This is a genomic window from Croceibacterium aestuarii, from assembly GCF_030657335.1.
Lineage (GTDB): Bacteria > Pseudomonadota > Alphaproteobacteria > Sphingomonadales > Sphingomonadaceae > Croceibacterium_B > Croceibacterium_B aestuarii.
In genome coordinates this window covers 1,822,931-1,838,365 of the sequence record NZ_CP131039.1, presented here as the reverse complement: position 1 = coordinate 1,838,365, position 15,435 = coordinate 1,822,931, and the positions used below count along the sequence as shown (strand labels likewise).

Here is a 15,435-nt window from a genome sequence, read left to right as displayed (position 1 = left end):
TGCTGGGGCGTCGCCAAGTGGTAAGGCACCGGTTTTTGGTACCGGCATTCGCAGGTTCGAATCCTGCCGCCCCAGCCAGCCTTCACCACATCTCCGCCTGCGCCGACCGCATCTTCGGCTAGATTGCAAGGTTCGAACCTCAAGGTCCGAAGCCGCCCACCTTGCCGCCCCGGCCTGTTCGCTAGATCAGGTACCAGCCGTAGAGCGGGTTGGCCGACTCGGTCGCGCGAAGCTTCAGCCCGTGGTCGCGGCCCATCATCTCGCAAACCAGGCGATCCGACCACGGCGTGAGGCCGGCAAGCGCCCCGCCGTTGTCGAGCGCGTGCTTGATCTCTTGACGCCACGCCTGCCCCAGGTCGCGTCCCCGCGGGTCGAGCAGGGCCGTTCCGCGCGATCGCCACCGCTCAGCCGCCTCCCGGGACGCAGGGTAGCGAGAATCGAAGACGAACAGCCGAGGCGGGGCGTTAGCCGCGAGCACTGCGCCGGGAACAAGGGCCGCGAGCGCTGCCGCCCCGCCCAGCTTCATCGCCGTTCGTCTGTCGAAAGTCCCCATGTCGTCATGACACCCTAAAACGCCGATCTTCGCAAGCCGTTGGACTCTGCCGCGATAGGCGATAGGCACGGCTTCGAGTGTGGAGAGGGACGAATGGCTGAGGTGCTGGTGCCACCCGGGGTTAGCCCGGCCGATTTCGCCGCAGCGCTTGCCGCATTCCGCGAAGCCGTCGGACCAGACTGGGTACTCACCAGCGAACCGGACCGCGCGAGCTATCTCGACCCCTTCGCCATCGGCCCGCGCGACGAGCATGCCGCCTCGGCCGCAGTCGCTCCTGCCAGCACCGACGAGCTGGCCGCAGTCCTGGCCGCCGCCAACCGCTACAAGATCCCGCTCTGGCCGGTCTCGATGGGCAAGAATTTCGCCTATGGAACCGCCGCGCCCGTGCTGAAGGGCGCAGTGGTGCTCGATCTCAAGCGAATGAACCGCGTGATCGAGATCAACGAGACGCTGGGTTATGCGGTGGTCGAACCGGGCGTCAGCTTCTTCGACTTCAAGGAGGAGCTCGACCGCCGCGGATCTAAGTTCTGGATGAGCGGCCCGGCGCATTCGTGGGGCAGCGTCATCGGCAACGCGCTCGAGCACGGCGTCGGCTACACGCCCTACGGCATCCACGCCGAGACGATCTGCGGGATGGAAGTCATGCTCGCCGACGGCACTCTCGTGCGAACCGGTTTCGGAGCGATCGAAGGCAGCCGGGAATGGCAGGCCTTCAAGCTGCCGTTCGGCCCGGTGTGGGACGGGATGTTCACCCAGTCCAACTTCGCGGTGGTGACCAAGATGGGCCTGTGGCTCATGCCCGAGCCCGCGGAGATGGCCGGCGTCACCATCGACGTGCCCGGCAAGGGCGACCTCGCAAAGCTGGTCGACACGCTGCGGCCGCTCAAGCTCGATGAGACCATCAACACCGCCTACACCATCGCCAACGGCATGCGGCAGATCACCGGCGGCGCGCGCCGCCAGGAGATCTGGCAGGAGGGCGGCGCGATATCGCTCGAACGCATCGGCGAAGTCCTCGCGCAGCGCGGCAAGGGCTGGTGGAACGTCATCTTCAACCTGTTCGAGCACACCGCCGGCGGGATGGACCTGCGGGTCGAGAAAATCCGCCGCCATTTCGCCGCCGAGATGCCCGAGGCAAAGATCTCGGTGGTCCGCTGGAAGCGCGGCGAACCGCAGCAGCCGTGGATGCGGCAGGACGTCAGCCTTGCTCCCTTCGCCATCGTCGACTGGCGCGGGTCCCCCGGCGGGCACAGCGATTTTGGACCGGTGGTCGCCGCGGTGGGAGAGCGGGTGAATGCGGTCTACGAGCTGATCGAGCGCCGCTTCCTCGAATACGGTCTCGACCCGTGGGTCGGTATGTTCGGGATCGGCGGGCGGGCGCTGATCTTCGTCGCAGACATGCTTTACGTGCAGGACGACGCGGCGATGACCGCCGCGTGCAAGGCGCTGTTCCGGCAGCTGTGCAAGGACGTCGAGGCGATGGGGATCGGCGTCTATCGCAGCCACATTGAGTTCATGGACGACGCTGAGGCGATCCATGGCTGGAACGGCCATGCGCTGCCGAAGCTCAACGACAGCCTCAAGGCCATGCTCGACCCGAACGGCATCCTTGCCCCCGGCAAGCAGGGCATCGGGGGCCGCCAACCGTGATCCGTCCTGCTGTTCTCCTGGCGCTGAGCCTTCTGGCACTGCCGTTCGCCGCCGCGGGGAGCGATGAGCGGTGGTCGCCCGAGCAGTTCTACGACGCGCGCTGCGCTTATTGTCACGACGCGCGCGGCTGGGGCACGCGCAAACTGGCGGAGCGGGTTCCGCCCGGCCAGGCCGAACTGCGCAAGCGCCGCGGCCTGCCGCCCGCCTATGTCGAATACGTCGTGCGCCACGGGGCCGGCTCGATGCCGCAGTTCACTCCGACCGAGCTGACCGACGCGCAGCTGGCTGCGCTGGCACAGTGGCTGGCCAAGGAGGGCTGAGGTGCAGGCCGTGTTCGCCAGCTGGCAGTTCTGGGCGCTGAGCTCCGCAGTTTTCGCCGCGCTGACCGCGATCCTCGCCAAAGTCGGCGTCGAGGGCATCGATTCGGACCTTGCCACCTTCTTCCGCACGATCATCGTCGCCGGGGCGCTGGCGATCCTGCTGGCGCTGACCGGCAAGTTCTCCGGCGAACAGAGCATGACCCGCAGGGCCATGCTGTTCCTCACGCTGTCGGGACTTGCCACGGGGGCGAGCTGGCTGTGCTATTTTCGCGCGCTGTCGATCGGCGAAGCGGCGCAGGTCGCTCCGGTCGACAAGCTCAGCGTGGTCCTCGTGGCCGTGCTCGGTGTCCTCTTGCTCGGCGAGCGGCTCAGCGCCTACGGCTGGCTCGGTGTGGCATTGGTCACTTCGGGCGGAATTCTGATTGCCTGGCGCGGCTGAGAGAGAGGTCAAGCAATGAGCGGTATCCGGCTGAATTTCTTCAAGCTCAACGTGCCCGACATGGACGCGGCGCTCGCGTTCTGGGAGAAGGCGTTCGGTTTCGCCGTCGTGCAGACGTTCGACGAACCCGATTTGCTCGAGCACATCATGGCCCTGCCCGGACAACAGGCCGGGCCCAATCTGCTGCTCGTTTCATACAAGGACGGGCGCGACGTTTCGGTGGGCCCCGGGCACGGCCCGGTCGGCTTGCAGTGCGAGGACATCGCCGCCGCGCATGAGCAGGCGCTGGCGGCGGGGGCGCAGGGGCTCACCGGCATATTCGCCGTCGGTCCGGTGCAAGTCGCCATGCTCAAAAGCCCGGAGGGACACGAAATCGAGCTGGTTCAGCTCCCGGCCTGATCCAGCGGCCTGGCGGCTAGCCGGCGTATTCGCCGGCGAATACATCGATGGTGGGATAGTCCGGATCCTGCAGGACGCTCGACAGCATGAAGCTCTCGACGATGTCGCAGCGCGGATCGCCGCTGTGATCCTGGCGATACCAGATGAGCCGCCAGTCCTGGAGCGGATAGAGCAGAATCACGTCGGTGCGGGCTTCGGGCGCGAGCATGACTTCCGAGAATGAGGCGACGCCATGGCCGCGTTCGAGCATTGTGCCGATCACATCGAAAAACTGAGTATGGCTGACGACCTTGCGCGGCACGATGCCGTGCACTTCAAAGGCCTTCAGGACTTCGCGCTCCTGCAAGCTACCGGCCTGCGGCAGGACGAACGGCAACTGCGACATCTCGTCCGCCGAAAGCGGCGAGTTTCGGCCCTTCAGGAATCGGCGGTGCCCGAATATGCCCCCCCGGACCATCGCCAGCTGGCGCATCACCGGATCGACAGGGCGGTCGGCGCGCAGGTGGAACAGCGCGAAGTCGAACCGGGCGTCCTGGATGTCCTGGGCATATCGATAGCTCGGCGGCTGCGCTTCGAATTCGAGCTCGATGTTGGGATTCTGCGAGAGGAATCGGTCGAGCTTCGGCTTGATGAAGTAGTCGACCAATCCTTGCCCGACGCGGATGCGGTAGACCACCGGGCCGTCGCGATCGGGCTGGCTGCGGCGGTGACTGGCGAGCCTTTCCCCAGCGCTGTTGAAATCGCGCAGATCCTCGAGAAACGACATCCCGTCCTGGGTGAGGCTCGGCCGCTTGCCAGGGCGCCGCGACAGCAGCGAAAGTCCCAGCTGGTCCTCAAGCGCCTTGATTTGGTTGCTGACCGAAGCCTGCGAAATGCCGAGAGCTTCCGCCGTCCGGCGGAAGCTGCGAGTGGCGCAGAGGCTGGCAAAGACTTCCAGCTGTCGCAAGGTGAAAGGTAGGCTGGGCATTATGGGCTCGGTCGCTTGCCATAACCTACAAATTATGTGGTGTCATCACTTTGCGATGCGTTGCTTTGAAGGCCTCTCTGCCCCGATTTCCCGGTCCCTACACAGGGAGGGGATTACATGAGGTACTTCGCACATTCTGCAGGTGTGTCCGCTGTTCGCAAGAGTCTTGCGTGCGGAGCCAGCGCGGCCGCGCTCGTTCTCGGCGCAAGCCCGGCACTGGCGCAGGACGAAGCTGCAACACCTGCCGACGAAGCTGCATCCGCCAGCACGGATCAGTCGGCGATCATCGTGACCGGTTCGCGCCTTATCACCAACGGGATGACCTCGCCCGTGCCGATCACCGTGGTCGATGCAGAAGAGCTCGAGGCCATGAACCCGACCTCGCTCATCGCCAGCGTCAGCAACCTGCCGCAGTTCTACGGCAACCAGACGCCGAACAACTCGAACTTCTTCGTCCGCGGCGGCACCGGCAACCTCAACTTGCGCGGGCTGGGCGTGAACCGCACGCTCACGCTCCTCAACGGACGCCGCTTCCCTTCGTCGTCGGCATTCGGCGGCGTCGACATCAACCTGTTCCCCGAAGCGATGATCCGCTCGGTCGAAACGACCACCGGCGGCGGTTCGGCGGCCTATGGCACGGACGCGGTCGCGGGCGTGGTCAACTTCATCCTCGACACCGATTACACGGGATTCCAGGTAGACCTTCAGGGCGGCATCACGCAGCGCGGCGACGCCCAGAGCTATGAGGGGTCGGTGTCCTGGGGCACCAACATCGGCGACCGCGGCCACTTCCTGATTTCAGGCACCTTGGCCCACCAGGACGGAATTCGCGGCTATGCCGACCGCAACTGGTACAATGGCCAGGCGGCCATTCTCGACCCGGCGACGAACACCTATCGCACCTACGAGAACGTCCATTCGATGAACGCCTCGTTCGACGGCATCATCTTCGCCCCCGGCACCGCACTGGCCAACAAGGCTTTCGATGCCAACGGCAACCTCGTCAACTTTACGCCGGGATCCTTCTCGACCGGCACCGTCGGCGCATACGGCGCGCGGACGTCCGGCGGCGACGGCGACGATCTGTTCCAATATCAGTCGATCTGGCCGGAAACCGATCGCAACTCGGTCTTCGCCTATGCCGATTACGATGTGACCGAGAATCTCAACGTCTTCGGTCAGTTCACACGCGGCCAGAACGGCCAGGTGCAGACGGCAACGCCGGCGGCGATGATCAACCTGGTACCGGTTTTCACCACGGCGACGATCTATAGCGGCAACGCCTTCCTCCCGGCCGATGTCCAGGCGATCATGGACGCGAACGGGATTGCCTCGTTCCGGCTGGGCCGGATCGGTCATCCATCCGATTTCGGCAACATCTACTACGAGGACGTGACGACCCAGAATGTCGGCACAGCCGGCTTCAAGTACAAAATCGACGACGGGCCGCTCAACGGCTGGAGCGTCGACGGGTTCTATCAGTACGGCCACAGCCGCCGCGTGTGGGACCAGTACGGGTTCCGCGTCGACCGAATCCACGCTGCGCTGGACGCGGTGGTCGATCCGGCGACCGGCAACATCGTCTGCAATGTCTCGCTCTATGCCGATGGAGCGGCCGCCTTCCCGGGCTGCGTGCCGCTCAACCCCTTCGGACGCGGCAACGCATCGTCGGAGGCGGTCGACTACGTGACCGGCAACGATCCGGGTGTCCAGATCGACACCCCCATCTTCTTCGCCGACACCGGCTACGACCTTGGCAAGACCTATAGCTACACCACCAGCGAGCCGAAGCGGAACATCACGACGTTCAAGCAGCAATATGCCGAACTTTCAGCAGCCGGGAACCTTTTCGAAGGCTGGGCCGGCCCGATCTCGCTGGCGCTCGGCGGTTCGTATCGCAAGGACAGCATTCTGCAGCTGGTGCAGGACCAGACCAACCCGCCCTCGGACCATGTCAGCGGGCGCCCCGTGTTGTGCTCGGGCGCTGTGGGCGGCCTTCGCCACGCCAATACCGACTGCAACAACACGGTCGGGTTCCAGTTTTCGAAGGTGTCGAACATCCGTGGCTCGTCGAGGGTCTGGGAGGTTTTCGGCGAAACGCTGGTTCCGCTTTTCGATAACCACAAAGGTACCAGCGCGGTAGTCAACCTGGCTGCCCGCTATGCCGATTACGATGCCGCCGGCGGCATCTGGGCCTACAAGGGCGGCCTCGACTTCTCGGTGTTCGACGACCTGCGGCTGCGCGGGACGTACTCGCGAGACGTCCGCGCGGGCAACCTGTCGGAACGGTTCGACCGGACGGGCGGCGTGGCCACGGGTCTCGACGATCCGCGCACGCCGAACGTGATCGAATCGCTCTCGGTGACTTCGTTCTCCGGCGGCAATCCCGCGATCAAGCCGGAAAAGGCCGATACCTACACGATCGGCGGCGTATACTCGCCATCATGGCTGAACGGGCTCTCGCTCGCGGTCGACTGGTACAAGATCAAGATCAAGGGTGCGATCGGCCGCGTCGGGTTCCAGGAGGTTCTCAATCGCTGCCTGGGCGAAAACGCACAGGAATTCTGCGACCTGATCACACTCAACTCGGCCGGGGACATCATCCTCGTCGGCGATGCCTATGTGAACGTCGATCAGGCCGCGGTCGAAGGCATCGACGTCGAGCTGGGCTATCGCACCCCCGTCAAGCTTTTCGGGGGAGGTGAGGAAAACCTTGGCATTCGCACCTTCGCATCCTGGCTGCTCGAGCGCTCCGATACCAACAGCACCGGGATCACCACCGACCTCGTCGGCCAGATCGGGCTGCGCCCGTCGAGCGGCCTATCGACGCCGTACACCCGGTTCAAGGCGACGGCCAACGTCAACTACACGAACGGACCCTTCAGCTTCTTCGTCACCGGCCGCGTGGTCGGCGGGGGGAAGGTCGATACCACGCTGACCGAAGGCGACGGGGTCGTCGGCGGGGTTATCGGTATCGAACAGAACGACGTGCCGGCAACCTTCTATGCGGATCTGCGGCTGGCCTACCAGTTCGATATCGGGGCCGCCGGCGTCGAGCTTTGGGGCGCGGTTTCGAACCTGTTGGACCAGGACCCGCGGATCACGGGCTACTACGCCGCATTCCCGGGCCAGATCGTTCCGACCAACACGTCCCTCTACGATATCCTGGGGCGGCGCTTCACCCTTGGCGTCAAGGTCAAGCTTTGAACTCCACGCCACGGCCTTCAATTGCGCGGATCGGCAATCTCGGCAATGCCGATCCGCGCCCCGGATTTCCAAGAGGGAAACGCTAGAATGACCGACACCGCCCTCCGCAAGGGGATAACCCGCCGCAGCGCCGTAGGCGGCATGCTCGGGACCGCGGCCCTGGCTGCCGCAGGTCCCGGCCTGGCGCGCAACCCGGCGCGCAAGCCGAATTTCCTGTTCATCATGGCCGACGACTTCGGCTGGGCCGACCTGTCGTGTTACGGCCGTCAGGAATACGCCACCCCGGCAATCGACAGCCTTGCCGCGCAGGGCATGCAATTCATGCACGGCTATGCCAACTCTGCGGTGTGCAGCGCCACGCGCATGGGGCTGATCACCGGGCGTTACCAGTACCGCTTGCGCGCCGGTCTCGAGGAACCGCTCGGCGGGCCGAAATGGGGCCTGCCGCCCGAGATCCCCACCCTGCCCTCGCTGCTGAAGAAGCAGGGGTACCACTCGGCGCTTGTCGGAAAGTGGCACCTCGGCAGCCTGCCCAAGTTCGGGCCGCTGCAGAGCGGCTACGACGAATTCTGGGGCAACCGCGGCGGCGGGGTCGACTACTACACCCACAAGATCGGCAATTTCCCCGACCTGTGGGACGACGACGTGCGGATCGAGCAGATGGGATATTATACCAATCTGCTGGCGGACCGCTCGATCCAGTATCTCGAAGCGCGTGCAAAGGAGCAGGACAAACCCTGGCTGCTGAGCCTGCACTTCACCGCCGCCCATTGGCCCTGGGAAGCCGACAACGAGAAAGGACGCGCCGAATCCGCGCGCATCGACGCCGCGCGCTCGGGTGAGGCGCTGGGCATTGCCGACTACGATGGCGGCGACATGGAAACCTACGCCGGCATGGTCACGGCGATGGACCGCAATGTCGGACGAATCCTGGCGCGGCTCCGCGAGCTGGGCATGGAGGAGGACACCGTCGTCGTCTTCACCAGCGACAATGGCGGCGAGCGTTACAGCCACAACTGGCCGTTCAACGGCATCAAGACCGAGCTGCTCGAGGGAGGCCTGCGCGTCCCCTTCATCGTGCGTTGGCCGGGCCTGGTCGCGCCGGGGAGCAAGAGCGACGTTCCGGTCATCTCGATGGACGTCCTGCCGACCTTTCTCGCCGCGGCCGGCGGAGCGCCGGACCCGGCCTATCCCGCCGATGGGGTCGACATCCACAATGCACTCACCGGAAGCACGTTGCCCGAGCGCCCGCTGTTCTGGCGGTTCTGGAACAAGGACCAGAAGGCTGCGCGGCGGGGGCAATACAAGTACCTGTCGATCAACGGCAACGAGTACCTCTTCGATATCGTCGCCGACCCGCAGGAGCGCGCCAACCTCGCCAAGCGCCTGCCGGGCAAGTTCGCCGAACTGAAAGGCGAATTCGAGGCCTGGAACAAGGATATGATCCCCTACGACAAGAGCGTTTCGAGCTTCGGCTTTACGCCGAGGGAACTGGCCGATCACTTCGGCTGGAACGATTGAGGGGGGAAGCCGGGCGGGGGCGGGATCCACGAGTTCTCACCCGTCGCCGCCCGGTGACCTGTTCAGTGCGGAACCGCCGCGCCCTTCTTCGGATATAGCACCGGCGCCACGATCCCGAGCAGGATCACGCCGAATCCGACGGCAACCGCGATCCCGGCAACGATCGCCATGATGGTGTCGAGCGGCAGCATCATTCGCAGCGCCATCGCCCCGGCGAACGGCGCCATGGCCATGCCGGAAATGCGGCCCCAGCCCCCGGCCCAGCCGATCCCGCTCGATCGCATTTCCGGCGGGTAGCTCAAGGTGGCGAGGTTGTTGAGCCCGGTCTGGCCGCCGACCTGCGTAAAGTTCCACATGATCAGGGCGCCGAGGAATATGCCCGAACTGAACGGGACGCTGCCCAGCGTGTAGAGCGCAACCGCCTCGACGAAGTAGAACACCGCGATCAGCCAGTAGGGATTCATCCTGTCCATCAGGAAGCCCATGATCAGCGTACCGACCGCACCGCCGGCGAACGAGATCATCGCGGAGATCGCAAACTCCTGAATCGGGATTCCGCCGATTTCCTGGAAGAAGGTCGCCATCCAGTTCTGCAGCAGCGCGATGTTGCCGAGCGAGAGGAAGCAGGTGCCCCACAGGATCAGCGTCTGCGCGAGGTAACGCTTCTGCAACAGGGCGAGCGGGCCGAGATCGCGCTCCGGCCGCACGGCATCGCCCAGGTGGAACGCCTCCCCGCCCTGCACCGGCTGATTCGCGCCGATGGCATTGATCGTTGCCGGGATGCGCGGATCCGCCGGATCGCGCGACACGCGGAAGGCAAGCGATTCGGGGATCATCGCAAGAAGCGGCAGCGCCAGGAAGCCGAGCGCGCCGCCGACGTAGAAGCCGACCTGCCAGCCATAGAGGTCGAGCAACCAGGCCGCGATAATCCCGCTCGCCGCATTGCCCGCCGAAAAGCACACCAGCGCAATCGCCATGAACGCGGCGCGCCAGCGTCGCGGGGTCATTTCCGACAGGAGCGCGAGGCCGATCGGCAGCATGGCCGAAAAGAAGATCCCGGAAATCCCGCGGACCCACGCCATGTGCGTCACGGTTTCGCTATAAGCGCCGGCAATGGACAGCATGCCGAATCCGAGCCCGCAGATCGCCAGGACGGGGCGGCGGCCGATGCGGTCGGCCAGCGGCGGCATCAGGAACGCGCCGATGGTCATGCCGACGTAGGTCCAGAAGATCACCACGTCCATCTGGTCCGGCCGGGCATTCAGTCCCGCCGCGATCGCCGGCAGGATCTTGCCGAAGAAGTACATGTCGAAACCGTCGATGAAGAGAACCAGCGAACAGACCGCGAGCATGGCGAACTCGCGCCAGCTCAGCTTGCGGTCGTCGATGAAGGCGGCAACGTCGAAGCGTTGCCGGGCGCTGGCCTGGTCCATGATCGTCCCTCTCCCTTTGGACAGTATCAAAAAGGAGAGTGGATGGCGCCGGGCGTTCCGTCAATCGGCGGCAGTCACCTCGTCCTGCGGATTATGCGGCACCAGGATCAGGACGCCGTCCTCCACGCGCCACGACTTGAGCCGGCTGAGCAGGTTCATGCCGATGACATTGGTGGGGCCGAGACCGGGCGCAATGATCGCATCGAGCCCGCGCGCCGCGACATTGCCGAACCGTAGCTCGCCGATGGTGGTCATGTCCGCCTGCACCGTACCGTTGGCGGTATCCATCAGGATCGGAAAGCCGCCCACGCTCGGTTCGAGCCTGGCGGCGTCAGCAGTGTCCTGCGAGAGGGCGATCAGCGTGGCGCCAGTATCGATCATGAACGCTGCGGGCACCCCGTTGATCTCTCCGCGCAGCCAGTAATGGCCGTCGGGCGCGAGCGGAATGCGGGTCTCGCCCCCGGCCACCACCTGCGCGGGCATGCCGAGTTCGGGGACGGCAAGGTCGAAGCGCGGATCCAGTCTCGAGACTTGCAGGATGACGAGGACCAGGACGCCCATCAGCCCCAAGGTGCTGGCCATCCGGAGACTTTGCCCGAGCGCCGGCAAGCGGCGCATGGTCAGCGATCCGAGCACGCCCATGATCATCGCCGCCAGCGCCGCGAGCAACAGCCCGGACTTGGGCAAAGCCCGGATCGTCCCGGCAAGCTGGTCCCAGATCGGCGCAAAATCCATGCTCGCAATGTAGTTCGCTTCCCCTTGCATTGCGAGACCACGCGATCAGGGCGCGCCGCGGGGCACGGTCCAGTCGGCCAGGATGAGCGAGAAGCGGCCCTGGGAATCGAGCCAGCGCCGCTTCGGGGTCCAGCCGCCCGCCAGCAGCAGCGTGTGTTGGCTGCGGTGCGAGAACTTGTGGCTGTTCTCCGTGTGGATGGTCTCCCCCTCGCCCATCGCGAAGTCGCGTCCGGAGACCTCGAATTCGATCGGTTCGAGGGCTTCGAGGTGCATTTCGACCCGGGCGAAGGTGTCGTTCCAGCGGGCGCGATGGCGCAGCTTGTCTGTGGGAATCGTGCCGGCCAGCTCGCGGTTGATCCGCCGGGCAAGGTTGAGGTTGAACTCGGCGGTCACTCCGGCCGCGTCGTCGTAGGCCGCCTCGAGGACTTGCGCGTCCTTGATCAGATCCATTCCGATGAGCAATTGCGAGCCCGCGCCGAGCGTTGCGCGCATCGAGCGGAGCAGGTCGACGGCGGTGCGCGGAACCATGTTGCCGATCGTCGAACCGGGGAAGAAGCCGAGCTTGGGCATATCGGCAACCGCATCGGGCAACGCGACCTCGCGCATGAAGTCGGCCTCGACCGGATAGACCGGGAGGCCGGGAAACTTCGCCGCGAGGTCGGCCGCCGCCGCCCGCAGGAAGGCGCCGGAAATATCGAGCGGGACATAGGCCGCCGGTTCGATGGCCCGCAGCAAGAGCGGCGTCTTGAGCGACGAGCCCGATCCGAACTCGACCACCGCGCGCCCGGCCCCGATCAGCTCGCGGAACTCGTCGCCCTGTTCGCGCAGAATCTCGGTCTCGGCGCGTGTCGGGTAGTATTCTGGCAGCTGGGTGATGTCCTCGAACAGCTCCGACCCGGCATCGTCGTAGAGCCAGCGCGCCGGAATCGCCTTCTGGGGCTGCGCCAGTCCGGCGAGCACGTCGGCGCGAAACGCCTTGTCGACTCCCTCCTTGTCGAGATCGACGAGCGCGAGTCCGTTCTTCTGCAGGTCCATCAAATATCCTTGGCCAGCCGCAGTCCGGTGAACTGCCAGCGTTGCTGAGGGTAGAAGAAGTTGCGGTAACTGGCGCGGGAATGGCCGCGCACGGTAGCGCAGCTGGCGCCCTTGAGCACCCACTGGCCGGCCATGAACTTGCCGTTGTATTCGCCGACAGCGCCCGCGGCGGGCTTGAAACGCGGATAGGGCAGGTAAGCCGAGCGGGTGAACTGCCAGCAGTCGCCGAACAGCGACGCGCTGCCCGCTGGCAACGGCGCCTCGGCGGTGTCGAGCTGGTTGCCGCCGGCGGGATCGTGGCCCTGGGCCGCCACGGCTTCCCATTCGAATTCGGTCGGCAGCCGGGCCCCCGCCCACGAGGCGAAGGCGTCGGCCTCGTAATACGAGATGTGCGTCACCGGGGCGTCGGGATCGCGCTCGTGCCAACCACAATGGCTGAACTGTTCGCTGCCCCGCCAGTAGAGCGGTGCGGCGATTCCCATCCGCTGAACCCAGGCCCAGCCGTCGGACAACCACAACGAGGCGCTGGAATAGCCGCCATCGGCGATGAATGCATCCCACTCCGCATTAGTGACGAGAGTCCCCGCCAGCGCAAAGGGTTCTAGCAGCACGCGGTGACGCGGGCCCTCGTTGTCGAAGGCGAAGCCCTCGCCCTCGTGCCCCACCAGGGCAATGCCGCCGGGATGCTCGTACCAATCCACCGATTGCGACCGTTCGACCGGAGCGCGCCCGCCGTGCGGCCACATCGCCGGGCCGAGCGGGTTCTTCGACAGCGCGTGCTTGATGTCGGTCAGCAGAAGTTCCTGGTGTTGCTGCTCGTGGGCGACGCCCAGTTCGAGCAGATCGGCGCAGGCCGGATCGTCGATCAGCCGCTCCATCGCCTCGTCGACGTGGTGGCGCCAGCCGATTACTTCGCTCAGCGTCGGCCGCGACAGCAGGCCGCGGCGGCGGCGCAGGATGCGCTCGCCCTCGGCCTCGTAATAGGAATTGAACAGGAAGGCCCAGTCCTCGTCGTAGAGGCGATAGCCGGGGAGGTGGTCGCGCAGGAGGAAGGTTTCCCAGAACCAGGTGGTGTGCGCGAGATGCCACTTGGCCGGGCTCGCATCTTCCATCGACTGGATCGTTGCGTCGGCTTCGCTTAGCGGCGCGACGAGCGCCTCGGACAAGGCGCGGGTGGCGCGCCAGCCTGCGGCGAGTCCAGCGGTCTCGGGAGCGGCGGTACGGACTGTGGCCTCGGGCATGGTCCCTCCTGCTGTCGGCAGTCCTGTCCCATACTGGACGTTCGCGCAGTCAATTTAAAGGCGCGAGGGTGAAAACCCCCCGGCTGGCAGACTACGCTGCGAGGTGCACCTGGTTCCGGCCGCCGTTCTTGGCGGCGTAGAGCGCGGCGTCGGCGCGGGCGAGGATTGCCTCGGCGTCCTCGTCGCCTCGCCGGCTCGCCAGGCCCAGACTGATGGTCACCGGAGGCAGTCCCCCCTCGCCGCTCTGTCCGTGTATGGCATCGCGCAGGCGTTCCGCCAGCCGAGCTCCTTCGGCTGAATTGACTCCGGGCAGGAGCCAGACGAACTCCTCGCCGCCGAGTCTTCCGACCATGTCGTCGGATCGCACCAGCCGCTGCGCCAGCTCGGCGACGCGAACCAGGACCTCGTCGCCGACCGCGTGACCGAAGCCGTCGTTGACATGTTTGAAATGGTCGATGTCGAACAGCACCACCGTCAGCGGCGAGCCTTGGAGGAGGCTGCGGCGTAGCAGGATGTCGAGCCGGGCGAGCGCGCAGCGGCGATTGGCCAGGCCGGTCAGGACATCGGTATTGGCCAGTCGCCGCGCCTCGGCAGCGCGGCGGATTGCGACTTCGCGTTCGCGGTCGAGCATGCGCTCACGCTTGCGCTGCTCGGTCACATCCATGGCCACGGCGAAGATCGCCACGCGGCGACCGCCTTCGAATTCGTTGTAGGCATTCATCTTGAGAATGCGTTCGTCGCCCCCGGCCAGGGTCACTGCGTATTCGAAACTGTACGGAATGCGGCTGTCGCGGTGGTTCGCCAGCTGACTGAAGAGCTCCTCGCCGCCATCGGGCAACAGGTCGCGCACGTTGCCCGGGTCGGGCGCCAGGGAGGGCGACAGTCCGTTGAGCGCGAGCATATGCTCCGACCAGTCCTGCTTTCCGGTCACGCAATCGAGCCGCCAGCGCCCGATCCCGGCGAGTGTTTTGGCGAGGTTGAGGATCGTGAGGTTGCTCTTGAGCTCCTCGTTGCCCTGGCGCAGCCTCGCCTCCAGCATTTCGCGGGCCAGCAAGGTCGAACCGAGCGGCAGCGACATGCTCAACATCAACAGCATGTAACCTTGCAAAAGCAGACCGCCGGAAAACGGCGAGAGGCCGAAGATCGCCTGCGGGACGAGCCCCGCGCGGGTTCCGATCGTCGCCGCGACGGCAAAGGCGAAAACGGCCACGGCCGCCCCGCGCTGTCCGGCGCTGACGACTGCGAAGACAAGCGCGCAGAATAAGAGCGGAACCAAGAAGGGGTGGTTGGCGGCAAGAACCGCTGCGCTCGCCAGGCCGAACACGACAAAGACGACCGCAAGAGCGAGCGGGCCGCCGCGCCCTGTAGGCCCTCGCCGCAGCCCGCCGCCGCGGATCAGGTTGCGCAGGTAGACAATGATCGGCGTTCCCACGAGCATGCCCAGCGTCATGGCGAGGAACCACCAGACCTGCTGTTCCCATCCGCCCTGCAGCCGGAACGGCATCGCCGCCACCATGCTCACCGCGCTGGCGACAAGGGCCGCGGCGAAGATCCCGGTCAGGTGGCGAATGCTTTGCGGCGCCCGGTGGTGACCAAGCACGCGGCGGCCGACACTGACGCAGGTCCACGCCTCTACCACCTGGGCGGTCCCGAAGCCGATCGATGCGGTGATCGGAATGTTGGTGAACAGGCTCGTCAGCAGGTTGGCGGCGAACAAGGCGAAAAGGATGCGCGGCCAATCGCTGCGCGGCTGCTCCGCCAGCGCGGCTACCGCTACCGCACTGGGCAGCCAAAGCAGCAACACGCCCCCGCTGCTGTTGCGCAGGGCGAGCGAAAAGTAGGCCGTGACCGCCCAGACGAGCCCGACGGTAATGGGCATTTGCCAGTCACGCAGCCGTCCCAACCGCTCCCTCCTCAAGTTGGCGAGGAGGTATG

The 15,435-nt window shown here is 65.6% G+C and carries 13 protein-coding genes and 1 tRNA gene; 7 read left to right on the top strand and 7 right to left on the bottom strand.

All coding sequences use genetic code 11. The annotated features are described in order from the left end of the window. Positions 1-3: 3 nt before the first annotated feature. Positions 4-78: transfer RNA gene (locus tag Q7I88_RS09000), tRNA-Gln, on the top strand. Between the two features lie 103 nt (positions 79-181). Here the strand turns inward: Q7I88_RS09000 and Q7I88_RS08995 are convergent. Next, positions 182-553 (bottom strand): hypothetical protein, encoded by a 372-nt coding sequence (locus tag Q7I88_RS08995; protein WP_305095586.1) that lies wholly within the window; start codon positions 551-553, stop codon positions 182-184. A 93-nt stretch (positions 554-646) separates the two neighbouring features. On the opposite strand from Q7I88_RS08995, the gene Q7I88_RS08990 reads away from it, so the two are divergent. The 4 genes from Q7I88_RS08990 to Q7I88_RS08975 are packed head-to-tail and all read left to right on the top strand — an operon-like array spanning position 647 to position 3,361. Then, a complete protein-coding gene (locus tag Q7I88_RS08990; RefSeq protein WP_305095585.1) occupies positions 647-2,203 on the top strand; it encodes an FAD-binding oxidoreductase in 1,557 nt (518 codons plus the stop codon). After that, positions 2,200-2,523 carry a c-type cytochrome gene (locus tag Q7I88_RS08985; RefSeq protein WP_305095584.1) on the top strand — a complete coding sequence of 108 codons (324 nt, stop codon included), beginning with the start codon at positions 2,200-2,202 and terminating at the stop codon, positions 2,521-2,523. Before Q7I88_RS08990 ends, Q7I88_RS08985 begins: the two co-directional genes overlap by 4 nt. 1 nt (position 2,524) lies before the next feature. Beyond that, positions 2,525-2,962, top strand: a complete 438-nt coding sequence (locus Q7I88_RS08980; RefSeq protein ID WP_439648331.1) for an EamA family transporter — start codon at positions 2,525-2,527, stop codon at positions 2,960-2,962. Between the two features lie 15 nt (positions 2,963-2,977). Continuing rightward, on the top strand, positions 2,978-3,361 hold the full coding sequence (locus tag Q7I88_RS08975; protein ID WP_305095583.1) for a VOC family protein: 384 nt from the start codon (positions 2,978-2,980) through the stop codon (positions 3,359-3,361). Positions 3,362-3,377: 16 nt separating this feature from the next. On the opposite strand, the gene Q7I88_RS08970 is transcribed toward Q7I88_RS08975, so the two are convergent. Beyond that, positions 3,378-4,328, bottom strand: coding sequence for a LysR family transcriptional regulator (locus Q7I88_RS08970; RefSeq protein WP_305095582.1), 951 nt, complete (start codon positions 4,326-4,328; stop codon positions 3,378-3,380). Positions 4,329-4,445: 117 nt separating this feature from the next. On the opposite strand from Q7I88_RS08970, the gene Q7I88_RS08965 reads away from it, so the two are divergent. Continuing rightward, positions 4,446-7,535: a TonB-dependent receptor domain-containing protein gene (locus Q7I88_RS08965; protein WP_305095581.1), complete on the top strand. Its 3,090-nt coding sequence runs from the start codon at positions 4,446-4,448 to the stop codon at positions 7,533-7,535. Between the two features lie 87 nt (positions 7,536-7,622). Next, a complete protein-coding gene (locus Q7I88_RS08960; protein ID WP_305095580.1) occupies positions 7,623-9,056 on the top strand; it encodes a sulfatase-like hydrolase/transferase in 1,434 nt (477 codons plus the stop codon). 62 nt (positions 9,057-9,118) lie between these two features. On the opposite strand, the gene Q7I88_RS08955 is transcribed toward Q7I88_RS08960, so the two are convergent. The 5 genes from Q7I88_RS08955 to Q7I88_RS08935 all read right to left on the bottom strand — a co-directional run bounded on the left by Q7I88_RS08955 (position 9,119) and on the right by Q7I88_RS08935 (position 15,403). Next, positions 9,119-10,489: an MFS transporter gene (locus Q7I88_RS08955; RefSeq protein ID WP_305095579.1), complete on the bottom strand. Its 1,371-nt coding sequence runs from the start codon at positions 10,487-10,489 to the stop codon at positions 9,119-9,121. A gap of 60 nt (positions 10,490-10,549) precedes the next feature. Beyond that, positions 10,550-11,224 carry a retropepsin-like aspartic protease family protein gene (locus tag Q7I88_RS08950; RefSeq protein WP_305095578.1) on the bottom strand — a complete coding sequence of 225 codons (675 nt, stop codon included), beginning with the start codon at positions 11,222-11,224 and terminating at the stop codon, positions 10,550-10,552. 45 nt (positions 11,225-11,269) lie between these two features. Continuing rightward, positions 11,270-12,259, bottom strand: a complete 990-nt coding sequence (gene egtD, locus Q7I88_RS08945; RefSeq protein ID WP_305095577.1) for an L-histidine N(alpha)-methyltransferase — start codon at positions 12,257-12,259, stop codon at positions 11,270-11,272. Then, positions 12,259-13,500, bottom strand: coding sequence for an ergothioneine biosynthesis protein EgtB (gene egtB, locus Q7I88_RS08940; protein WP_305095576.1), 1,242 nt, complete (start codon positions 13,498-13,500; stop codon positions 12,259-12,261). Before egtB ends, egtD begins: the two co-directional genes overlap by 1 nt. 91 nt (positions 13,501-13,591) lie before the next feature. Further along, positions 13,592-15,403, bottom strand: coding sequence for a sensor domain-containing diguanylate cyclase (locus Q7I88_RS08935; protein WP_305095575.1), 1,812 nt, complete (start codon positions 15,401-15,403; stop codon positions 13,592-13,594). Positions 15,404-15,435 lie beyond the last annotated feature (32 nt).